The sequence below is a fragment of the Mesorhizobium sp. CNPSo 4670 genome (genome assembly GCF_057784235.1).
The window spans coordinates 1-23143 of the sequence record NZ_JBWJFQ010000036.1 but is presented as its reverse complement, the minus strand read 5'-3'; the positions used below and the strand labels follow the sequence as shown (position 1 = coordinate 23143).

The following is a 23143-nucleotide window of genomic DNA, read 5'->3' as shown; positions in this document are numbered from 1 at the left end:
CGGATCAACCGCGCAGTGGAGATCCGACCTTGCTTGCGCTCAGTTGCGCACAGCCAGCGCATCCGGCGCACCATGCGACCAGGCTGCCTGCAGCAATTCATCCAGATTGCGGTGGCCGTCGGGATAGAGATTGACCGAATACCAATCCTCGCCATCGAGTTCTGAACGCTGGATCTCGATCTTGCCGAATGCGGCAAGCTGGGCGGCAACGCGCTTGGCGTCCGCCGCATCCTCGAACGAACCTGCCGCAACATAGTCGGTGGGCGAACCGGCAGACGGCGACTGACGCTTCCACGATTGAAGCAGGTCGGCCGGTGACATGCCGTCGCCGCCAAGCGCTGCGAAGGCGTTGGAGGCGCGCTCTACCCGCTCGTCCGCATAGGAGAGCGAGGCCACGGCAAACGGCGATTGCGGCGGCAGGCTGATCTCTGGGCGCTCCGGCACGATCGGGCCGAAATCCGGCAATGCCAGGTCGCCATAGGCCGGCGACTGCGCCGGCATGACCGCCTGGGCCGCCCCCGAATCGGTCAACTGGCCAGGAAACGGCACGGCGGCGGCACCAACGGGAAGGCTCGGCGACGGTCCGTTCATGGCGACCATGACGCCGGTCGGCAGTCCATCCGACGGATCCGGCGCCCTGTTGCCGGGATGGTAGGAGGCCATCAGATACTGGTCGTCATCGCCGTCGAGCGGTGCGCGGCCGACATACTCGACCTTTACCTGAGCGGTGCCGATATTGGCATAATCAAGCATTTGGGCGGCGCGCTCCGACACATCGATGATGCGGCCTTCGTGATAGGGGCCGCGATCGTTGACGCGAACGATCACAGAGCTGCCGGTCTTGAGATTGGTGACACGGGCATAGCTTGGCAGCGGCATGGTCGGATGAGCCGCCGTCAGGTGTGTCATGTCGTAGACTTCGCCATTGGCGGTAAGCCGGCCGTGGAAGGCATCGCCATACCAGGAGGCCAGACCGACCTTGGCGTAGTGCTTGTCTTCCTTGGGGTAATACCACCTGCCCCGGACCTGATAGGGCTTGCCGAGCTGGTCCCGGCCGCCGCCACGCTGCAGCCGCCCGCCCCGGAAGGCCACACGTGGGCTTGCCTTCACGCCGTATTCGGATTCGGAGAAATATTCCTTGGAGCGGGTCTTTTTGTAGACCATCGCTTTGGGTTCAGGCGATGCGCAAGCCGCCAGCAAGGCAGCCGATACCGCCAACAACGCGACTGTAGCAGCGCGACGAAGACGCGGGTGCGTCACAGCCTGCATTTTTTCAGATGTCCCCTACAGTCTCAATGAAAGACGCCGCCATCTAACCGCCAGAGGAGCCAAAGCACTCACTCGACAATACCAACAACGCCGTGAACCCCGATCCTTTGTGCGCAGGAATTGTTTATCACGGTATTAATCGATTATGGCCGGAACCGGGCAATATTGTGGCACGGTGCCTTTGCGGCCAGCCGGCAGCTTGGACGGATTAGGCCTGCGTCCAGGCGACATGGACGCGAACATGGTAGGGACGCTTTGCGCAAAGTCAGGATGGCAATACGCTTTTAGCTTGTGGCGTTGCGACCTTCATAGGCTCTGGCGCGCTGGGCTTTTTGCTGACGCCTTTGCCGTGGTTCTCGCACCAGCCGAACAGCGGCTCGCCCTCGGGATGGTTCCAGCTATTCTGATCGACGATCACCTCCTTGCGCTGGTCGACATGTTCAGTCCAGCCGAGCTCATACTCGTCATCGTCTCGGCCGTCGTGCGGCTCGTCCAGCACATCGCCCCCGTGTTCATTCTCGGCCTCGCACTCCATCTTGGCTTGGGAACGTGGCGCGGGAGCCTGCCCAATGCTCTTGCGAGTTGCTGCCGTAGTGCGAGACCGTTAGCTCGCCGCTGCGGCCCCATGGGCTTTCCCGTGACGTTGGATGGAGTTCTGCGGCTCCAAGCATGGGCTCGCGGTCGCTGTCCGGCTCATAGTCGCTGGTGTCCTGCTCCAGACCATCAAGTAATGATGTCGGCCTTCGTCGTCTCAGGAACGTTGTTGGCCAGCCATCGATCTAGGAAGTTCATTCCGCGCGTGCTCATGCGGCGAGGAAAGCCATGGCCGAGGAAGCCGACTATCAGGATGACGATATTGTGGTCATTTCGCGCAACCCGCTGAGGGGCAAGTTGCTGCTGGTCACATAAGACGACGAAGAAATCGAGCTTCATCTTGAGAAGGACAGCGCCGATGCACTGATGAGCGCGCTTGGTGCCTTCCTTATGGAAGGCGAAGGCGGCGACATGCAGCGAATCAGCATCGGCTGACGGGTCAATCCCCGTCCCTGAAATCCTGTAGTGATGCGTGTCGCAGGTCTTCCTCGCCCCGCAGATGCTTCACGCGCCCGATTAGTCCCGGCTTGACCCACTTTGTCGCCGGCCGCTTCTTGCCCTTCGGCGGCGGCCCTGCTTCATGGCCTTGCGTGGATACTCAAAGACGATGCGCCGCCTGCCCTCACTTCTGGGAGGCAGCCGGCGCGATGGCGAATGAGGGTCTTCCGATTGTCAACTTCGCAGGTGGCACCGCGATGAGGATTAGTGCTTGCTCGAGTCCTCCCCGCTCATCAGCAGGTGAATCTCATTCCCCGGAGTAAACTCCCCGACGGTCGATTTCAGAAGCCGTAGGGCGCCGGGCAAATCTTGGGCGTCGATCCTGCGCTTCATTTCGTCGAAGATGCGCACGATTAGCGCTCCCTCGATTGACCGCGGAGATGCGGCCAGAATCCCCGACGCACCGGTCCCGCTCAAGGTTTCCTTGTTGTCGAAGAGTTCCTCGCAAAGCTTTTCCCCAGGCCGAAGCCCGGTGTAGACTATCTGAATGTCGGTGTCCGGGCGGTGGCCCGAGAGACGGATGAGATTTCGAGCAAGATCCACGATCTTCACCGGCGAGCCCATGTCGAGAACGTAAATTCGGCCGCGCTCCTGCTGCCGCTCGCGGCTATGCGCCGCCGCCTGCAGGACGAGGAGGCAGGCTTCTGAAATTGTCATGAAAAAGCGTTCCATCTCCGGATGGGTAACTGTCACCGGGCCGCCGGCCCTGATCTGCTTCTCGAACAGCGGGACCACGGATCCGGCCGAGCCCAGGACGTTGCCGAACCGAACGGTGACGAAACGTGTGCCGTTGACCGCCGAGTCCAGATCCATCGCCTGGCAGAACATCTCCGCCATCCGCTTGGTCGCGCCCATAACGCTAGCGGGATTCACAGCCTTGTCCGTCGACACCATAATCATCGTGGAAACGTTGGCACGAAGCGCGGCCTCAGCGACATTGCGCGTCCCGATCGCGTTGGTGAAAAGGCCTTCAAGTGGCTGAGCCTCAACGATCGGCACATGCTTGAGTGCTGCTGCGTGGAACAGCACCTCGGGCCTATGGGCGGCGACGATTCTGTTGACGGCGTCCTTTTCGCGCACGTTGCAGAGGGCGGCATGCAACTCGAGGCTCGGGCGGGTGCCAGTGAGTTCAGTCTCGATAGAGTAGAGAAGGTGCTCGCTGGCGTCCACGAGAATGAGGCCGCGTGGGTTCAGGGCCGCAACCTGACGTGCCAGCTCGGATCCAATCGAACCGCCCGCGCCGGTGATCATGACGGTCCTGCCCTCGATCATCGACGCGATCTTGGGCGCATCAAGTGTAACGGGCGGCCGATGCAAGAGATCCTCCAACTTGATCGGACGCGGCTCAATTTCAGCATCGATGCTTTGCATATCAAGAAGGTTCGGGAGCCTTAGGATTTCGACTTTCTGCTGCGCCGCAATCTCAACCAACGCCTCGATGCTGGCGTGCTGTTGATAGTCCTCGCGGGAACGCGTCAGGATGAGCGCTTCGGGTCGGCGCCCCTGGGCCTCAAATCGATTGAGGATCTGCGGCAGTCTTTCCAGCGGACCCAACACTGGAACCCCGCGAATAGAACGTCCGGTCCTGCGCCCCCGTTCGTCGATTATCGCGAGGATATTGAATGACGCATTATCTCTCTCCTTAGTGGTCCTCAGGAAGGCGTCGGCGTTGTCGGTGGCTCCAACCAGCAGAACGAACTTGCAGGTGCCGCGATCGAACAAGCGACCGGTGTCGTGGCGATTGCGATAGAGCCGATACGCGGCACGCGGCCCGGCTAGCAGCACGATCAGGAAGGCCCAGGCGATCAAGATCGAAGAACGGGGAATCGAGCCCAGTCGATCCAGCAGGAATTGGGCCACTGTGAAACTAGCGACGGACGCGCTAGCAGCATAGGTGATTGCTAGGAGATCCGTCAGCGACGCATAGCGCCAAATACCACGGTTCAGTCCAAACAAGAAACCGACGCCGCTGACAATGACCCCGAATAGAGCCGCTGCACCAAGGAAATACGTCAGGTTTTGAACGACAATATCGAAATCAAGCCTCAACACGAGCGAAAGCAACATCGCGGCAGCACCCATTATGCCGTCGTGAACCAGCGCCAAGCCTCGCAATACTATCGGCCGAGAAACCCTCCAAAACCAAGTCGCATTGCCCCCAGTATAAACACGCTTTCGCTGTTTGCATTCTTCTGGAGACACTAGTTTTAGACCTTTCGATAAAAGGCGGCGATCAACTCGATCCGCCGACGTCCAATGTCCGAACAGCCGAGGTTCTGTCGCTCGGAGTCGCAGTATAGGGCCCTGGCGCTGACATGTGCCAGTAACGTCTGAAAATGTGAATCGTCCACGCGGCGATAGATCTTCGAGCGGTAGCCGTCGAACTTGACCTCGAGAATCCAGTTGTCACCTCGGGAGGAGCGTTTGGCCGGAAATTAACTTCGGCCAACGCAGCCAGTTCCGCCGAGGTTTGATGAAAATGGCGAAGCGGGATACAAAAGCTCCCAATAGACGACTGAAGTCGGCACCTGCTTGTGCGGGCGAAGGTGCGCCATGGGGGAATGTCAGATGTCAGAGAAGTCATATTTCAGCCGCGTGCTTTTCCGGACGGGAATCCTTGCTCTAAACTCACCCCTAGACAGACATGAATCGATGCTCGTTAAGAGAACCGCGATTGCTCTGCTCTCCTGCCTGGCTATTTCGGGTTGCGGGATGGCCAAAGCTGCGAGGGAAACCGGGCAGACGTTCGACAAGTATGGGTGCCTTGCTCGTGACTTCAAAGGCCAGCCGCCTTGCGAACCTGACAATGCCGTAGCGCCCTGACGTGGAGGCAGTCTGCAGCACGATCAAGGCGTTAGGCAACAAGCGTCCTATTTTGGGCCGGAAGCGGCCGGGCCGCTTTTGGGTGTGAGAAGTGGGTGGGCAGACGTTTGGCTCGGCAAGGGATGTGGCCTGGACTGTCAAAGCTGCCTTTCAAACCAAAGACTCGGAAAATCCCGATCGGGATTTCGATAAAGCGCGGGAAGATCCACCTCCGCGAAACATTCATTGGCATCAGGCATCAGCCTTCATTGCGGGTCCGGATGATCGACGAGGAAAGCGAGACCGACGGGAGCGCTTAGGCCATGGGTTCCGCGATCACACCTAGGCGTCTGCATCTCAATTATATTAGCTTGTGCTTGAGGACCTTTTCCGTCTGGGCCGGCGTCCACCATCCCAACACCCTGCCCAACGAGTGCGCCGGCGGGAAGTGAGGAAGCATGAGCAGCTTAGGAGTATGGGTCGCTACGGGTTCCATCGCGATCAATTACATGTTGTCGTATGTCTCGATCAGGATGTAGGGGCAGCGGCGCCAGGCGCGATGAGGGCTTACCGGGAGCGGTGCTTGGTTTGATGGCAGCCGAGCTTTTCTCTCTTGCCCTCTCAAGTTCCAACAATCTGATGTAATAGGTATCAAAGGCCTCACTGTTCTTCCGCTCCTTTCTCCGGAGGTGAAGATACGGCAGCGCAAACCCCAAAATCGTGATTAGGCCGATCGGACCCGCGATGTGATTGCCGCCTGCAAGCCAATAGAAAATCGCCACGACGCTGCCGGCTATCGCCGCCCCCGCCACACTTCCCTTGATAGGATCAAATCTTGGCGGCGGCGCAACCGTGTCTGCCCGTCGCCTGGCCTTGAAGCTAACGCGTGCAGCATCCAATCTGACAATTCCCGATTATCGACGCGAATGGCCGGCGCAGGGGATGCTTGGGGAAGCGAAGCCGCACCGGCCACCTTGGCGGGAAAAGCCCCCCGCGCTGTTAAGTTTATCGTATATTAGATATCGTGCAATTAAGACTGAAGTCCTTGTTCTGCCGGCCCTAAAGGCCCGCTTCGAAGCACCGTCAGACAATGGGTGTTGTGATCCCTTCCAGCGCAATGATCCTGGTGTTGGCGCAACGTTTTCGAATCTCGATCAGGCGAGCGTACTCCGGCGAATTATACCAGCCCATCAATGACGCCATATCGGGGAATTCGATAATAACCAAACGGTGTGGCTCCCAGTCACCTTCCAGAACCTTGGTCGCACCGCCACGACCTAAGTATCGCCCGCCGTAGCGCGCCCACCTTTTGCTGGTTCCATCGTTCTTACGGATAGGTCCCGAACATATGAGCGAAAGCGTATATTTTCACCAGCCGGCACGCTCCCCAACCCGCGCCGGTCAGGCCCGACAGTCTGCTGGCCCCCGCCGTGCGGAGATGCCGGGCCGCTTAGTCTGAGCGTCGCTGCCCTGGTGTCTTCGGGTGGCTGGTGAACGAGATGTTTCGGTCAGGGCGCCCAGCGTCACGGCAGGGCTGGCAGAATAGGACCCGGATCAAATCCCGGTGTTGGCAGCCGTAATCTTCGCCGAGACGGTCAACCAGCGCTTGGATATCGAGGTCGGCATGCCGGCGGCACGTCATGCAGTCGACGGAAAGCCCCGACCCGATCTGCAGCTTTGCCGAGCGTGTCCTCGACGAACGGATATTTCATGGTCATGGGATGGCGCTACCACCCTTAGGAGGATAAAGCCCTTAACCTTTATTCAATACGCCTAATTTAGCGTCGTTTAATGCGCTTCTCCATTCTGCTTTTTGGCTGGGCGGCATTCTTCGGTTGGGACTTTGCTGCCAACGATGGCGAATTCACAGTGGGCCTCGGTATGAGACTTGTCCACCTACTCCATCTTTCTGGTCTTATGTGAAGCACCAGCGCGCGTTTCCGTTGGCCTCTTTAGGCACGGGACGGACCATCCTTCCTCCGCCTGCCCCGCATTCGCACACGGTGGTCCTCGTCACCAGTCGTGCTCATCAGGGGCGACCTTGTCGGCTTGGGGTGGTGTCCCCCTTCTGAAAAGAGAAGGGCGAAACGATAGATCCTCGAGGGAACAGGTCGGTAGATCGCGCGCAAAAGTGCGTCCGCTGTGCGTTGGCTAAGTTCAAGCATGACGTTGTCGTATGTCTCGGAAATCCGGCAATTGGGGCAAAATAGGAGGTCGGACCCTTGAGGCTCACTGACACTGCTAAGGGGCACTCTGCACGAATTGCAGACAATGCTAGGGGCGCTTTCTATCATCTAGACAGATATCTCGCTGTTTTAATCTACAGAGCAATTTCGGTGCCAAGCACAATTGATCCGTGGCGGGACGTCTAGCGCCGCTCGCTTGGCCCTATTAGAACTTCGGTTTCCAGTCGCGGTTGCGCGGCACCTGGATACCCTCGTAATCAGGAACCACAGTGAAGAACACCGGCCGGCGGTCGCGCCTTGCAGCCTTACAATCCGAGCAGCCGAAGAGCCCGACCAGATCCCAATGCATGGAGCCGCGATCCAGGCCGAGCCGGTCGATAAGATGGTTCCGGCAAGCGCCCGGTAAGGCCCCTGAAAGGATGATGGCCACCCGCACTTAGCCTTAATTGAGCGACTTCAGATGTGGTTGTAGATTCACTCGAGCGGGGGAGATCTGACCTCCCCCGCAATGGCCGGTGCAAGCTTTAAGTCCGGCACCCGTCGTCGACTGCGGATGTACCAGCGACGGCGGGAGCAGCGGCAAGCACCGGCCTTCAGGGCAAAGTAGCGCCCCGCCAGCGCCCGTTCACTCATGCCGCTAAGCAGGAGTTGCGCGTCGACAAAATCATCAGAGAATTAATTCGTGGACGACCGTCACCGAATCTTTTGGCGGAACCTGGAGTGGCAACTGGTGCAATCCTGCAAAATCATGTGCACCAAGTGTTCTGCGGGCAGCGTCGCCGGATCGGGTTCAGCCGCGTTAGTGCGCTTCCCCAGCAGACTTCCGCCGTCCATCATCTTTCCAGGCCCCATCCGCATTTCGGCGTTGATTTGCGGGGGCGCATTCGCAGCCTCCTTTGCGAGTGCAGTTGCGAGCGTGGCGATGTGGTGAGCCAGCGCCTCAAAACTTCGTCGGTCTTGGTCGATTTCCGGTTTGGCACCGGACAGTGGACCGAGCGATCCGGATGGAAACTCGCCAACGAGGCTCCCGGTTCGATCTCGTAGGGTTTCGGCAGCGTCTCGAAATTCAGCAGCATTGTAAGGGACTTGGCCGTTAAACATCCCAGCAAGCGTTTTTGCAGCCGTTGCCATTTGTTTCATGGACGCTTGGCGGGCCTCAATGAGTGCTTCACTGCCAACCTTGGCAGCGGCCAGGCCTGAAACACAAGCCAGTGCAAGCCCCACCGCAAGGACGATGCGTTTCACCGAGTTGTGCGCTCCCCAGTGCGGGCAGGCCGCAACTCCAATGTTCATGCGCCTACCTCCAAGTCACGCTTCGGCCATACACCTTCCAGCACATGGAAGGTCAACCCGTGTGATCTCGCCGGCAAGCGGCGAATGGTCACTGCGGCACGCCAGCGTCATAGTGGACGATGGCATCAAGGATCGTGCGATAGAGGCTGTCGACCTCTTCGCCGATCTCGATCCCCCGAATTCCGATCACCGCCGCGTCAGCAATCAGTTTGTGGGTGAGCTCGTCAACCGAGATGACATTGGGCCTACGCCCTCGGCCCATCACGTCCAGCCTCGGCCAGGGCGTTCGGTAAGTTCGCTGTTGCGCATGGCTCGCGTTGGCCTGTCTCATTTCGGGACAAAAAATGCTGGCACCGGTTTTGCACTGCATAGATTGCCGGTACCCTCCTCCTACCGGTCCTGATCGGGGATCAGGAAGTAAACTTTCGCCGGGCTTGAGGGATTGGGGTTCCTTCGCCCGGCGAGTTTTCTTTCAATGCAGCACCGCCTACGACGGCCCGCGAACTCTTCGGTCCCTTTGGATTGGGCGCCGGAGCCTCTCGCACGTCCGTTAAAAAGCCCGCCACCGTGGGGCAGCGGGCTTCAAAGGCCAAACGCTTGGGGTTTGATCAGCGCGGCGGCGCAGTCATGACGAGACGAACGGGAACGCGTAGCTCGGCGTTCCGCTGTCGAAGTAACGGCGCGCGCGGCAAGCGCCTTCTTTATATTAGCAGTGAAGGATGTATGATAGTTGCAACGACATCGGTCGCCGTTCACGGAGGCCATTCGAATGCATGCTGTTGGAACACGACACATGGCGGGCTTGGCAGGCGCGGTTGCCACGGCTGCGGCACTTGATGTTTCTGCGTTTGCGCACAGCGCCGATACCGGCTAGACCCATCCACCGGCTTGCTGCCACGGCGACCCGGTGATCGGAGAGTGCGGAAAAATTCCCAGCACAACCGTTCACGGCTCGGGATACCCTGTGCCGGATCAATACCTCAAATGCGATAAGTCTCTTCCGACCAATAAAGAATCATCGTCTCGTTGTAGGCCGACGCACCGCAGTGACTCAGCCTCTGTGCTTCGGCCAGATGGGCTTCGCTGCGGCGAAGCAAGTCTTCGGCTTTCTTGCCTTCATCAATGTCGACGGACAAGCCGTACCACTGGACAATCTGCCCCTTTCGGTCGCGAAGAGGTTCACCGCGAGTATGGTGCCAACGATATTTCGCCGTCCGACCGACGCAGGCGGTGCACAGCCTCATAGGACGTTCCAGTGCTAATTGCGTTATAGAAGGCCTTTAAGGTGTCTGGGACGTCGTCCGGGTGCAGGAATCGCTGCCAACCATCATTCTTGAAATCCTCCAATCCCGCGCCCCGATAGTTTACAAGGCGCTGATTGGCATAGGTCGGTTCACCGTTCGGCCCCGCCGACCAGTACAGTTTCGATGATTTGCCGGAGCTTGAATTCGCTTTCCCGCAGCGCAAGATCCGACCGTGACACGCTAGGGTCCTTCCCGACTGGCTGAAGACTTTGAAGCTACTCCGCCGAATGGTAACCGCGAATTATTTTGTCGGCGAGAGTCTCGACAAATAATCCATCTCCAGCTCGCCTTCATAAGTTTCGGCGCCGACCTTTAATGCTTCCGTCACGCGCGCTTGCGTCACATCGCTAGCGACACTCAAATCGGACTCATGGGCCTCCACCAGAAGCCCCGCTGCCATCGAACCAAATGCCCCAGTATCCACGGCCGCCTTGACGTGGGCGATGGCGTGCGCAGGAAATGAGGCGATGCGGTGAGCCAGTTTCTCGACAAAAGGCGTTAGCTCGTCGGCTGGCAACGCTCGATTGATATAGCCGTAACGTTCTGCCAGCTCAGCCGAGAGATCATTGCAACCCAGGAGCACCTCCAGGGCGCGTCCCCGGCCGATGAGCCGTGGCAATCTTTGCGTAGAGCCGCCGCCCGGAACAAGCCCAACCGCCACCTCTGGCTGGCCGAAGATCGCTTTTCCAACGGCCGCAAAACACATGTCCACGGCCAGCGCGATCTCACTTCCTCCGCCCCGGGCTCGTCCTTCGATTTTGGCAATGGTTACCTTAGGCATGTTTCTGAACCGCTCGCCGATCGTCTGCGTAACACGAAAGCTGCGCGTATGGGACACCATTTTGGAAGCGGCTCCAACCCGACCCAAACCAGAGTGGGCTATGAAGAAATCAGGAAGCGCGCTCTGCAAGACCACAACCCGGACGCTGTCATCGGCCTCAAGTTCCCTGCCGAGTCTGTCGAATTCCTGCGACAGAACATCGTCAAGAAGATTTATCGGCGGGTGATTGATGCCGACGAATGCGACTCCTGCATCAAACGCGAGCCGGAAACATTTGTAATCAGTATATGGCATGGGAATGGCTCCATTTGGGCGGCCGTTTCAGACGGCCGATCTGTCGACAAGAAACTTCACGTTGAGCTAGGGGAGATCCGTTAGTCCAACTCGGGGCGACTCAGTTCCTCGAGCAGGAAAACAAACGACTCGTACGGCCGGCCGGTCGCGTGGCGAAGGCCCATCTCACAGGTTCGGTTCGCCGAAATGTAGGCCTCGGCCGGGCGGGCATCCAGAACGGCTTTGACCTCGCGGGTCGCTGAGACCACGAGCTCGGGATGAAGGAGGCCTCTATCCCCGGCCGTACCGCAGCAGGTCGTACCGATGGGCACTTCGACTTCATCGGCCAAATGCGTCGCGATCTGCTTGAGCGTCCCAGCCAATTCCAGGTGCGTGATGGAGCAGGTTGGGTGCACGGCAATGCGTCCGAGCTTTCGCCGGATCGTCAACTTCGGAAGCAGGTCGCGGCACCACGCGATCGAGTCGATGATGGTCAGACTCTCATACTTGGCCTTGGTCTCGGCATCGAGCAGTGACGCAATATCTTGGCTGAGACCGAGAGTGCATGACGCGGCATCAACGACGATCGGGAGCTTGCCGTCGTCGCTCCACCGCAACATGGCATCGGCGATGGATTTGGCCATGAACTCGTGACCTTGGGGATAGCCTTTCGACTTCCATGGGGTGGAGCAACATAGACCGGCGACGTCAGGCGGGATCCACAATGGCTTTCCAGCTCGCTCGGATAGTGTGAGGAACGCCTCCGGCAAGGACGGCGAAGCCGGGCCGCCCGGATCGCGGCCAAACATCCGGTTGATGCAGGCGGGAAAATAGGCGGCGGCGGCACCGTTCTTTTGGGTCGACCGCAGAGGCCGAGCTGCCCGAGGCATCGGACCCGGCACGCTAGGTATCAGATCGGGATTCGCGACGGTTCGCGCAACCCCGGTCAAGGCGGTCAGCGGCTTCTCTCCGAATAGAACGGAGACGGCATGCGCAGCGGACAGGCTCGCCCGGGATACCTTCTCGACCGTGCTCCAGTTCTGGGCGAGCCGGAGCGCGACCTTGTCGGCTGTCGGAGTGGTCTCGACCGCACGGAGCTCGCGGATCAGAGCACCGGTGTTGATTCCAATCGGACAGACAATCGCGCATGTGCCATCGCCGGCGCAGGTCTCGATTCCGTCGTACTGGTACTCCTCCTGCAGCCGGGCGAGCATCGGGGATTCCGGCGATTGTCGGGCCATTTCGCGCCTTGTCACGATCCGTTGCCTTGGTGTCATCGTGACGTTCCGGCTCGGACAAACCGGTTCGCAGAATCCGCACTCGATGCATTGCGAAGAATCCGTAACGTTCTCGATCTGCGGCACCGATTTCAAATTCTCCAAGTGGAGTTTTGCGTTGCGGGTCAGGATCACGTTCGGCCCCAGAATGCCTTTCGGGTCGGCGAGCTCTTTGAGCCGCCACATCATCGCTGTTGCCTTAGCGCCCCATTCCGACTCGAGAAAAGGCGCCATGTTGAGACCGGTACCGTGCTCGGCCTTCAACGAGCCGTCGTGTTTGCGGACAACGAGATCGACGAGTTCTTCCATAAAGGCCGCGTACCGTTTGTGGCCCCCTGGATCGCCAAAGTCCGCAACCAGCGTGAAGTGAAGATTTCCATGGGCTGCGTGGCCGGCGACCCCGGGGATGAAGCCGTGTTTGCCGAGTAGGTCCTGGAGGTCTTTAGCCCCTTGCGCCAGGCGTTCTGGAGGAAAGCACACGTCCTCGGTTATCAGCGTCGAGCCCGGGGGGCGCAGTTTGCCGACCAATCCGAGTAGGCCTTCGCGCACGTGCCACGCCAGCTCGATAGCTTCCTCGACGCTCGTGAACTCTACCGGATGGATCAGATTGGCCTTGGAGGTAGCCTCGATGACCTTGTTCTGCAAAACCTCGAGGGCTTGCATGTCTTCGGCGCCGAACTCCACGAGAAGGGCCGCAGCCTTCGGATTGAGGGTTCTCCAATAAGAAGGGGTGTGTGCGAATGCCTGGCCGGCGGCGGTGAGAGCAGGAGCGACCATCAGCTCAACCGCCGAGGCTCCGAGACCAACGAGAGCGGGGACAAGGCCCACCGCTTCGTCGATTGTCGGCACAGGTATCCAGGCGACGCTGGTCACGCCAGGAGTAGGAACGGTGTCGATCACGGCCTCGGCGACGAACGCAAGCGTTCCCTCAGATCCCACGAGAAGACGGCGAAAGATCTCGAGTGGGGTCTCGCCGTCGAGCAAAGCGCAGAGCCGGTACCCATGGGTGTTTCTGATCGAATACTTTCGTCGCACGCGGTCGGCCAGCTCCCGATCGGCGAGCAGCTGTCCGCGTAGCTCCAGCAGCCCGATCGCAAGATCGGGTTCGGCTCGTTCGAATGCCGCCTCCGCGTCAGGAGACGAGGTGTCGATCACGGCGCCGGATGGCGTTACGAACGTCATCGCCGAGACGGTCTGGTAAGCGTCGTTTCTGACAGTGCAGCGCATGCCACCGGAGTTGTTGGCTATAACGCCCCCGATCGTGCAAGCATGCGAGCTGGCCGGATCCGGTCCCAGCCGGCGGCCGTGACGCTCCAGCAATGAGTTGATATGGCCGAGGATCATACCGGGGCGTGCCCGCACGCGCCGGCCATCATCCTCCACCTTGGCGCCGTACCAGTGACGGCGCACGTCGATGAGTATGTCGTCCGATTGGGATTGACCGTTCAGGCTGGTTCCCGCCGCCCGAAACGTCGCGTGCCTTCCGTTCTCCCGGCAGTAGCGGAATAGCTTGAGGATGTCGTCTGTCGTCCGTGGCAGCACGACAACCTGGGGGATGAGCCGATAGGGGCTTGCATCCGAGGCATAGCGTACGAGATCGATTGCCCTGTGGAGGACCTTCTCTTTTCCCAGGAGGGCGATGAGATCCGCCTTCAGGTCATCTGGGGTCCCATCGACCAGAGAGTCAGGGACTGCATCGCACTTTGGTGGCCCGTCGGACCGCCCTATGCGCGCAGGGTTCGCGGAAAACAGCTTTCTAATCATAGCAGCGCTCTCTCATGTGATCGGGGTAAAAGCTAATGTGGCGCGGCGGTTCAGCCGTCCTGGACGGTGTTGCTCAAGACACCCATGCCCTCGATCTCCACTTCGAAGACATCGCCCGGCTGCATGAAAACAGGTGGCTTGCGTGCCACCCCAACGCCACCCGGTGTCCCGGTGATGATCACATCACCCGGCTCCAGACTGATCGCAACGCTGATCATTTCGATCAACTCGGAGACGCCAAAGATGAGCAGGTCGGTACGTGCATCCTGCATGACCCGGCCGTTCAAGCGACCCTGAATGCGCAACCCGTGGGCTCCCGGCGGCAACGCATCGGGCGTCACCAGCCAAGGCCCGAACGCCCCTGTGGCATCGAAATTCTTGCCCATCGTCCATTGCGGCGTGCGCAGTTGAAAATCTCGAATCGACGCGTCGTTGAACAGGGAGTAGCCCGCAACGTGATCGAGGGCTCGGTCGCGGTAGATGCGGCGTCCTCCCCGACCGATCACCACGGCGAGCTCCGCCTCATAGTCGAGCGCGGACGATTCGCTTGGTCGCCGGATCGGTTCACGGTGGGCGGTCAAACTGGTTGTGAAGCGCGCGAAAATCTCGGGGTAAACCGGTTTTTTGAGTCCGCTCTCCTCGAGGTGATCATCGTAGTTGAGACCGACACAAAGGATTTTCGGCGGCTTGGGTATTGGCGGAAGAATCCGAACTGCGCTTAGGTCGATTGCTGGCATGGACAAAAGGTCTCTGCCTGTCCGCAACAGATCAATACCTTGCACAACCAGTTCAGGCAGAGTGCCTGGAAAGCCGCTTTCGCGCTCCGTAAGGCCATGCCAGCCCGAGCCATCATCCGCCGCAATTCCGGGGACACCTTCGTTCTCGAAATGGACAATGCGCATAGAATTCTCCTTCACTGGCGCGCGCACACGTGCCTCAGCGCCCATAGGTTCGTTTGGCCGGGTCGATGAGTTCGTCAGCCTCTCGGTACGGTGCTGGCGGCGTGGAGCTTTTCAATCTGCGCCGGATCGAAGCCGAGCTCCCTGAGAATTTCGTGATTGTGCTCGCCGAGGCCGGGCGCGCGGCGTGCGGGTTCCTTTGCAACGCCGTGCACCTGCATGGGGCTGCTGACTGTAAGCGTCAGGTTACCTCCCGCTCCCTTGAGCGGAACAACGATGTCGTTCGCGCGCAATTGCGGGTCGTCGACGACTTCGCTCGGCTCCAGAATCGCTCCGTACGTGATGTGCGCCTTGTCGAAGGCCTCGCGCCAGTGCTGCATCGGCTGCTTGGCGAACACGTCATCCAGGATTGCCCTAAGTTGTTCGGCGCTCGCCGCCTGATTTTTCGCATCACTGAAGCGCGGATCGGTTATCAAGTCCGGCCGGTCGATGGCGGTCGCCAGCGCCTGGAATTTGTCCGGCGTGACCACCAGTATGAACCAGCTACCCTCGGACGCCTTGTAGGGATTGTAGAGCGCGTTCGACGGGATCTGCCGATCGTGCGGCGGATAGAACGTCGCCCCGGCCAATGCCCCGGCAATGTCGGCGCCAGCGGCCCAGATGCCTTCGGCGAGTAGCGATGTCGTGACATAGGAGCCTTTGCCCGTACGCTCACGCCGATACAGCCCCATGACGATCGCAGAGAACAGGCCGACGGCCGTCGCATGATCGCCGCTGGTCACCATGGGCGTTGTGGGCGGCGCCCCCGCATCGCGCGTCTGCGATAGCAGGCCGCTGCGCGCCCAGTAGGCCGTAACATCGAAGCCCGGCAGGTTGGCGTCAGGGCCGTTGTCGCCGAAGCCCGAAACGTCAGCGTAGATCAGCCGGGGGTTCCATTGCGCGACGTCCTGGTATTCGAGCTTGAGCCGCTCGCGCGCAGGATGCGGTGTGTTGACGATGAGGACGTCGGCCCACTTGACCAGCCGTTCGAGCACTTCTGTGGCTTCCGGCGATTTTAGGTCGAGCGTCAGCCCGCGTTTATTACGGTTGTCCAGATGCCATAGGTAATTGTCCTTGGCGCGCGGCTGCGGCGGAAGCTTGAAGACGATTCTATAAAGGTCGCCGGAGGGCGGTTCAACCTTGATCACGTCGGCGCCGAAATCGGACAGGATCACCGCAGCGCCTGGGCCTGCAACGAAGCTGGCGAGGTCCACCACTTTCAATCCCCAGAAGATGTTATCGCTTGTCATTGGTCTTTCATGAATTGTTTTGCTCGGCGAGTAAGGTTCACCACCCCGTGGAATTGCGGTGCGATTTTCAAAGGAAGGCGGTCCGCAGATCCTTCGCGAGCGTCAGTGCTGCCGCTGCCGAAGTGATGGCGCCACCGCCGGCGAAGCCATGCTCGCATCTGTTGCCTGGAATTGGGCGCGAGCCGGCGGGGCTCGCCCTGGCTCACACGAAGGCGCTGAACCCAGTGACCGCTTTGCCAACGATCAGGTTTTGCATCTGGTACGTACCCTCGTAGTTGTAGATCACCTCGGCATCGGTGAAGAAGCGGGCCACGTTATAATCGGTGCTGATGCCATTGCCGCCGAGGATCTCGCGGGCCCACGCAACCGTTTCCCGCATTCTGAGAGTGCAGAACGCCTTGGCCAGGGCCGCATGATGGTCCGTCAGCTTGCCTTCGGCGTACAGTTGCGCTGTGCGCACCACCATGCACTGAGAAGCTGTGACGTTCGCGAGCATTTTGGCGAGCAGGTCCTGAATCAGCTGAAACGAGGCGATCGGCCTGCCGAACTGGGGACGCTCCTGAGCGTATTTGAGCGCATGCTCGTAGGCTCCCATCTGGCATCCCGTCGCCTGCCACGAGACGAGATACCGCAGTGTGCGCAGCACCCGCGCGGTGTCGCGGAACGAGTTGCCGCCCTGAAGGTGGTTCTCTGTAGGCACGCGGCAGTCCTTCATTGTGATAAGGCCGTTCTGCACCACCTTGAACGCAATCTTGTTCTGGATCTTCTCGACGCTAAACCCCGGCGTCGTCTTGTTCTCGACGATGAAGCCCTTTTCCTGGTCGTCGGCGACATCGCGCGCCCAGATGATCGAGATGTCGCACCACGGCGAATTGCCGATCCACTTCTTCTGGCCGTTAAGGACCCAGGTGTCCCCCTCCTTCTTCGCCGTCGTCATAAGACCGCGGCTCGCTCCGGAGCCCACGAGTGGCTCGGTCAGCCCATAGCAACCGATCTTCTCGAGGCGGGCCATCGGCGGTAGCCACTTCTGCTTCTGCTCCTCCGAGCCCGCGGCGTGGATCGAGCCTATCGCCATGCCGTTGTGGATGCCGAAGAAGCCCGAGAACGAGCAGTCCACACGCGCCATCTCCATTGCGGTCAATCCTACCAGCAGGAGGCTTCCTCCTCGGCACCCGTATCCTTCCATTCCGAGTCCGCCGATGTTCAGCTCCTTGAACGCCGGGAGCAGCTCGAACGGGAAGGAATCCTCGATCCAGTATTTGTTGATGATCGGCGCGACCTTGGTCTCCATGAACGCGCGCACTTGTTTTAGAACCGCCAGTTCCTCCGCATTTAAGGTCTCCGCGAATCCGTAGAAATCGCTGTTCGGCGCGGGCAGCTGTTTTGGCGCTTTCGTTGCCGCGCCCGCGATCGGTGTCGGTGTCGGTGTCGTTACCATGTCGATACTTCCTCAATCCGACAACGGCTCGGCGCCGTTGTTTCTGTTTGTATGGAAGTCGACTATGCCGCGAATGCCGATAGTCATCTTTCGTGAGACTGCCGTCGCTGGGATGATCCTGTTTCTTGCTCCGCTTTTGGAGAGCACGGCGCCTCATTGCCCAGCTTTGGCTCCCTTTGGGGCAATTCGATCCAACTGCGGACAGCGTTCCAACACCAAGGTCTAGCCCTCCCGAATTTCGCCTCAGCATTCAATGTGGCTGCGGGCCGATCGCCGAGCCTTCAGCGTAAGTTTGGAGTCTTGGATGAGTATGCAGCGCAGAATGCGGCCATTGAGCACGCATTATAAACACCGTCATCGACGAGCTGCTCGGCGTATGCGCGCGGGCCTACTATGCCGGTTGTCCGGATCGCTGGATCGCGCTCGATGTTACCCCACGGCTGTTTTGAGCGGTCCGGATACGCCTGCCAAATCCGAGGGAAACCCTTACTCGCCTGCTACTGCTTGAACGCCCGACGCCATGCGCCGGGACTTACGCCAACAATTCGGGTGAAGTGGTGCGTGAAATGACTTTGATCGCAGAAGCCGCACGCCGCGGCCACATCGGTGAGCGACAGCCCGTCATCGCGCAGCTTTTCCTTGGATAGCACGATGCGCTGCTCAATTAGCCAGTTGTGCGGCGTCACTCCCAGCGTGCGACGGAAGGCGTGCGAGAAATAACCCACTGACAGGCCACACTCTCGCGCCACCTCCTTGAGCGGCACACCGTGCAGGTTGGTGCGAAGAATTTCCTTCGCGCGTCGCTCCTGCCATGGCGCGAGCCCGCCCCGGACCAGCCGCGACGCTGGCCGCATGCCTCCATAGGTCTGAGCGATATGCGCCCCCAACGCCAGCAGAACGTGGTCGACAAACAGCCGGTTAGCTTGGTCGGGATGGCTGAGGGCTGGCAGCACCAAGTTCCCGAGGCTGGAAATCGTGACGTCGTTGACGCACACGCCGGGGGTATAGCTCAAATCGCGAATTCGCGGCGCGTTGGCCTCGTCAGCGATCGCGTCCAGCGCCGCACGCGGCAGATAAAAAACCAGGGAGTGATGGGGCTTATCGAAGAGAACGGCCGGATCTCGTTTCAGGTCCGCGAAAATGATCTCACCGGCCCGCAAATCGCACACCGGCGCTCGTCGGCCACCCTCCCAATATTCATGACGGGGAAAATCGCGGAGTTGCAAAACGACGACAAAAGCATCTTCCTGCTGAATCGGACCGCTCATTTCCGACGGCGGGTTATCACATCGAATCTCCGTGACCGCTATATCAGCTGTGCGCAATGCCCCGGTAACGATCGCGGGTGCGCTTTCGGCTCGCAATCGCTCGCCAAGCCGTTGTCCATAAGCCTCGGTCATCGCTCCATCCATACAGGTTTGTCGTGCTCCACCCTGTTCGCCATGGTCGCGATTTAATGCCCCCCCGCGGCACACGCCAGTTTGAGTTAGGCGCAATTCGCAGAATGGAGCTCTTTTCTACAACTGGCGATCGGGCTGGATAAGAGCGTTCTGCATGCACTTCCTGCTGGCGGCAGCAGGGTCTTTGAATGACGCCTGGCTCGTCCAACGATGGCTGCATTGGCAGGTCAATCCGGCGAGCGTCTGGGGTGGGCGGTATCTCCCAGTAAACCTCGCGATCTCTTGGGTACGCGGGCGCACGGAAATCAGCCACCAAGGGGTCCGATCGTCTTGAGCGGTGGCGTGGTTGGCCATTGTTCCCGGCAACCCATTTCGGGTCAGAACACATCGTTTTTCCTGACCGTGGTTGGCGCGAAATCGCTGTTCAGAGCATAAACATGGAATCCGACACAAGCCGGTACAATCACGGCGATGTTGCGCATGTCAGGCTGCGGCTCGGTGGGCTAGTGCTGGTCAACGGAGCCGATACTCCGCTTGTGCGGGCAAGTGGTTTAACGCTCGCCCGACGGCTGGATTGTGAGGCGCAGCTTCTGGTCCGGCCGAAGGCACCTAAGCTTTGTACAGTTGCAGGACGGCGATGATGACAATTCACCCGCACCGCGAAGAATCTAGAAGAATGTCTGACGCCTGATTGGCAAACCGCCATCACGAACCACGGAGCACGGAACATGGCCCGCAAAGTCGCCGACCTCATCACCGACATCCTGCATACGACCGGCGTGCGCCGGATCTACGGCGTTGTCGGCGACAGTCTCAACGGATTGACCGATTCCCTGCGCCGACGCCGCGACATCGACTGGGTGCATGTCCGCCACGAAGAGGTCGCGGCCTTCGCGGCAGGCGCGGAAGCTGCGCTCACCGGTGAGCTTGCCGTCTGTGCCGGCTCCTGCGGGCCTGGCAACCTGCACCTGATCAACGGCCTTTATGACTGCCATCGCACGCGCGTGCCGGTGCTGGCGATCGCCGCGCACATCCCTTCCGCCGAGATCGGTCGGAACTATTTTCAGGAAACAAAACCCGAGGAGCTTTTCCGCGGATGCAGCGACTACTGCGAGCTGGTTTCCCATCCCTCGCAGTTGCCTGGCGTGCTGGAGGCGGCGATCCGCACCGCGATTGGGCGTCGCGGCGTTGCGGTGGTCGTCATCCCCGGCGACGTTGCGTTGCAGGACTATGAGGCGCCCTTTTCAGCGCCCGCCGCTCTCGCAATCCGACAGCCGGTCGTCGTTCCTCAGGCTGATCAACTCGATGCGCTCGCTGACATGCTCAATGCCGGTCGGCGCATCACACTGCTGTGCGGCCGCGGCTGCCAGGGCGCGCACGAGCAACTGCTCAAACTCGCCGCAACGCTGCAGTCGCCCATAGTACACGCGCTGGGCGGGAAGGAACATGTCGAATGGGACAATCCCTATGACGTGGGCATGACCGGACTGATCGGCTTCTCGTCCGGCTACCAGGCAATGATGGACTGCGACACGCTCCTGATGCTTGGCACGGATTTCCCCTATCGCCAATTCTATCCGAAGCACGCCAAGATCGCGCAGATCGACCTCAGGCCCGAAAACCTGGGCCACCGCGCTCCACTCCAACTCGCGCTCGTGGGTGATGTCGGTGCAACGATCGAGGCGCTGCTGCCGCGGCTCAAGGCCAAGGGAGCCAGCAGCCATCTCGCCGACAGCATTGCCAACTATCGCAAGGCGCGTGAAGGGCTGGACGACCTCGCCACCGGTAAGCCCGGGCGCAAGCCGATCCACCCGCAATATCTCACCCGCCTGCTCAGCGAGCAGAGTTCGGACGACGCTGTTTTCACCTTCGATGTTGGCACCGTCACGATCTGGGCCGCACGTTACCTGAAGATGAATGGCCGGCGTCGCCTGCTCGGCTCTCTGTCGCACGGTTCCATGGCCAACGCCCTGCCGCAGGCGATTGGTGCTCAGGCGGCCTATCCCGACCGCCAGGTGATCAGCATGTCCGGCGATGGCGGCTTTGCCATGCTGATGGGTGACTTTCTGACACTCACGCAGGAGAAGCTGCCGGTGAAGGTGATCGTCTACAACAACGGCATCCTGGGCTTCGTTGCACTCGAGATGAAGGCGACGGGTTTCCTGGAAACGGGTACCGACCTGAAGAATCCCGATTTCGCTGCGATGGCGCGGGCAACGGGTGTGTTTGCCATTCGCGTCGAGGACCCCGCCGACCTGGATGCCGCGATCAAGGACGTGCTCGCGCATGACGGACCAGCACTGCTTGACGTTGTTATCGCACCGCAAGAGCTGGCGATGCCGCCCACCATCGAGGCGGCGCAAGTCAAAGGCTTCAGCCTCTGGGCGCTGCAGGCCGTGATGAACGGCCGCGGCGACGAATTGATCGACCTCGCGCGCACCAACTTGCTGCGTTGAGCTGCTAGCGACGCGGAAGGTATCGCCCAAGGGACGCTTGTTTTTGCTCGCCAAGAATGGTCGTCGGCTATGTCTGCTTTCGGGCTACCGCAAAATTGAACTTAATGACCGAGACGCGGCGCAGAGCGGTCGGTCAGAGATCTGAAGAGGTGAAAGGCAGCTCTCGCGCAATTTCCATAGAGAAGGTTGGTTCTGGGTTCGTGTCACCAGCCTGTCTGGCCGCGGAGGAAACAGAAAATGACAGTTTTACTAAATTATCAATGATGCATGAAGAGGCCTATGAAAGCTCAGCCGGTGTCGCACCCCAACGAAAACGCCGCCGGCCAGGCTCGGCACTCGCCGGCCCTACCCCGCCGCCTGTGCTGGGCCGCTCGATCAATGGGAGGAAGTTATGGCAGACGTCCGTTCCCGAATGTCCGATAGACCCTGCCCATATGGACAGCATGTCAATGGATTGTGGGATTCCGCCTACGCGAATGGTGGCAAAATCAGTGTGTGGATGCGGTCGGGCTTTCTCTAGTCCTATTCAAAGTCCTGGCCAAACGCTCAAGTTCAAGCGCGTAGCAGAATAAGGAAAACAGACCCAAAACGAGCACAACGTAACGGGAGGCTGGCATGTGGAATTCGGGCGGCCGTATGATGAACACAAATCCAAAGATGGAGCTGGCGAGCACAAAGCCCATGCGAGCCACGAACTGCACGAGGTGACCGAGTAGGAGGTTGGCGAACTGCGGCATCGAGGGATGAACCCGATAACGAATCCAATACCCACCCTGGATCAACACAATTCCCGAGAGTAACCAGACCAAGGTGTCAGGTCGGGCATAATACGATGCCGGATCAGCGAAGGCGCCTCGGTAATAAGGGATAACAGTCCAGCTAAGGATACCCGCGCCGATGGTTTGCATACCGAACAGAAGCGGATAGCGCCATCGATTGCGTTTGTGGGCCGGCGCATGGGACGATTCGTGCGGCTTCGTCATGGGAGGCAGACCTTCCTGACATCCCTCCGCACTTGCCCGAACTCGGACATTGTACCCGAGGCTCCGGCACGCAAAAGGCGCCTGCGGGACATGGTCGACTAGCCCGAGCCACCGGAGGGGACCAGAATGACGCGGGCCTGGCCGGATGTTTGCCCACCAGCCTTGCGACGGAGCCAAGCAGCGGCATCCGAAGCGCTAAATCAACAATTCAAGACTGCTAATGTTCCATCGGTGTAGGCCGCACCGGTCCGGTGGTGTTCCACTGGATGAACTGGACTTCCTTGCCAGCCACCTCCCGCACGGTTTTCAACAGCACCTCATGTAGGATCCGCGTTGAGCGGTAGTGATCGCAGCTAGGCGATATCAGCGGCTTGACGATGCTGATGTGAAGCGCCTCCGCTGCCGTCAGGAAGCGATCGATTTCAGCCTGTGAAAGTTGCTTGGAAGGTTTGGTTCTGGCCATAGTAGCGAACTCCGTTGAAGGGCGCCGCAACGGGGAGGATTATATTCCTGATTCAGCTTCGCTTGCCATCATGGGGGGCTCGCGATCCTTTTGGTCAGTTCCCGTCAGGTGTTCCTAACGTTTCGCGACAGTTCATTTCGGGCTCGCGGCAATCGACTGATCCTACGCAACGCA

Annotated in this window: 19 protein-coding genes; 1 reads left to right on the top strand and 18 read right to left on the bottom strand. The window is 59.8% G+C overall.

Translation table 11 applies throughout. The annotated features are described in order from the left end of the window. Window positions 1-39: 39 nt before the first annotated feature. From AC0ZT5_RS34015 to AC0ZT5_RS33940, 16 genes are all read right to left on the bottom strand, one after another. Window positions 40-1269 (bottom strand): septal ring lytic transglycosylase RlpA family protein, encoded by a 1230-nt coding sequence (locus AC0ZT5_RS34015; RefSeq protein WP_488500018.1) that lies wholly within the window; start codon window positions 1267-1269, stop codon window positions 40-42. Window positions 1270-1534: 265 nt separating this feature from the next. Beyond that, entirely contained in the window at window positions 1535-1768 is a 234-nt protein-coding gene (locus AC0ZT5_RS34010) for a hypothetical protein (RefSeq protein ID WP_488500017.1), read from the bottom strand. A gap of 224 nt (window positions 1769-1992) precedes the next feature. Continuing rightward, entirely contained in the window at window positions 1993-2202 is a 210-nt protein-coding gene (locus tag AC0ZT5_RS34005) for a hypothetical protein (protein ID WP_488500016.1), read from the bottom strand. A gap of 363 nt (window positions 2203-2565) precedes the next feature. Next, window positions 2566-4443, bottom strand: coding sequence for a polysaccharide biosynthesis protein (locus tag AC0ZT5_RS34000; protein ID WP_488500015.1), 1878 nt, complete (start codon window positions 4441-4443; stop codon window positions 2566-2568). A gap of 1803 nt (window positions 4444-6246) precedes the next feature. Then, window positions 6247-6498, bottom strand: a complete 252-nt coding sequence (locus AC0ZT5_RS33995; RefSeq protein WP_488500025.1) for a DUF1330 domain-containing protein — start codon at window positions 6496-6498, stop codon at window positions 6247-6249. 1056 nt (window positions 6499-7554) lie between these two features. Then, window positions 7555-7779 carry a hypothetical protein gene (locus AC0ZT5_RS33990; protein ID WP_488500014.1) on the bottom strand — a complete coding sequence of 75 codons (225 nt, stop codon included), beginning with the start codon at window positions 7777-7779 and terminating at the stop codon, window positions 7555-7557. A 263-nt stretch (window positions 7780-8042) separates the two neighbouring features. After that, window positions 8043-8642, bottom strand: a complete 600-nt coding sequence (locus AC0ZT5_RS33985; protein WP_488500013.1) for a c-type cytochrome — start codon at window positions 8640-8642, stop codon at window positions 8043-8045. 88 nt (window positions 8643-8730) lie between these two features. Beyond that, a complete protein-coding gene (locus tag AC0ZT5_RS33980) occupies window positions 8731-8904 on the bottom strand; it encodes a DUF768 domain-containing protein (protein ID WP_488500012.1) in 174 nt (57 codons plus the stop codon). A gap of 718 nt (window positions 8905-9622) precedes the next feature. Next, window positions 9623-9886: a hypothetical protein gene (locus tag AC0ZT5_RS33975; protein WP_488500027.1), complete on the bottom strand. Its 264-nt coding sequence runs from the start codon at window positions 9884-9886 to the stop codon at window positions 9623-9625. Continuing rightward, window positions 9822-9989 carry a PAS domain-containing protein gene (locus AC0ZT5_RS33970; protein WP_488500011.1) on the bottom strand — a complete coding sequence of 56 codons (168 nt, stop codon included), beginning with the start codon at window positions 9987-9989 and terminating at the stop codon, window positions 9822-9824. The genes AC0ZT5_RS33975 and AC0ZT5_RS33970 overlap by 65 nt, the downstream gene beginning before the upstream one ends. 198 nt (window positions 9990-10187) lie before the next feature. Then, the gene (locus AC0ZT5_RS33965) at window positions 10188-11021 is read right to left on the bottom strand and encodes an enoyl-CoA hydratase/isomerase family protein (protein WP_488500010.1); all 834 of its coding nucleotides are present in this window, start codon (window positions 11019-11021) and stop codon (window positions 10188-10190) included. Window positions 11022-11101: 80 nt separating this feature from the next. Further along, entirely contained in the window at window positions 11102-14041 is a 2940-nt protein-coding gene (locus AC0ZT5_RS33960) for an FAD-binding and (Fe-S)-binding domain-containing protein (RefSeq protein WP_488500009.1), read from the bottom strand. Between the two features lie 50 nt (window positions 14042-14091). Then, a complete protein-coding gene (locus AC0ZT5_RS33955) occupies window positions 14092-14943 on the bottom strand; it encodes a fumarylacetoacetate hydrolase family protein (protein WP_488500008.1) in 852 nt (283 codons plus the stop codon). 74 nt (window positions 14944-15017) lie between these two features. Then, complete coding sequence (locus tag AC0ZT5_RS33950; RefSeq protein ID WP_488500007.1) at window positions 15018-16196, bottom strand: CaiB/BaiF CoA transferase family protein; 1179 nt, start codon at window positions 16194-16196, stop codon at window positions 15018-15020. Window positions 16197-16431: 235 nt separating this feature from the next. Continuing rightward, window positions 16432-17667 carry an acyl-CoA dehydrogenase family protein gene (locus AC0ZT5_RS33945; protein WP_488500006.1) on the bottom strand — a complete coding sequence of 412 codons (1236 nt, stop codon included), beginning with the start codon at window positions 17665-17667 and terminating at the stop codon, window positions 16432-16434. A gap of 497 nt (window positions 17668-18164) precedes the next feature. Beyond that, window positions 18165-19067, bottom strand: a complete 903-nt coding sequence (locus tag AC0ZT5_RS33940; protein ID WP_488500005.1) for a helix-turn-helix domain-containing protein — start codon at window positions 19065-19067, stop codon at window positions 18165-18167. A gap of 728 nt (window positions 19068-19795) precedes the next feature. Here AC0ZT5_RS33940 and poxB point away from each other — a divergent pair. Next, a complete protein-coding gene (gene poxB, locus AC0ZT5_RS33935; RefSeq protein ID WP_488500004.1) occupies window positions 19796-21523 on the top strand; it encodes a ubiquinone-dependent pyruvate dehydrogenase in 1728 nt (575 codons plus the stop codon). A 488-nt stretch (window positions 21524-22011) separates the two neighbouring features. Here poxB and AC0ZT5_RS33930 read toward each other — a convergent pair whose 3' ends face one another. After that, on the bottom strand, window positions 22012-22506 hold the full coding sequence (locus tag AC0ZT5_RS33930; protein WP_488500003.1) for a hypothetical protein: 495 nt from the start codon (window positions 22504-22506) through the stop codon (window positions 22012-22014). 217 nt (window positions 22507-22723) lie between these two features. Then, window positions 22724-22969 carry a hypothetical protein gene (locus tag AC0ZT5_RS33925; protein WP_488500002.1) on the bottom strand — a complete coding sequence of 82 codons (246 nt, stop codon included), beginning with the start codon at window positions 22967-22969 and terminating at the stop codon, window positions 22724-22726. Between the last annotated feature and the right edge of the window lie 174 nt (window positions 22970-23143).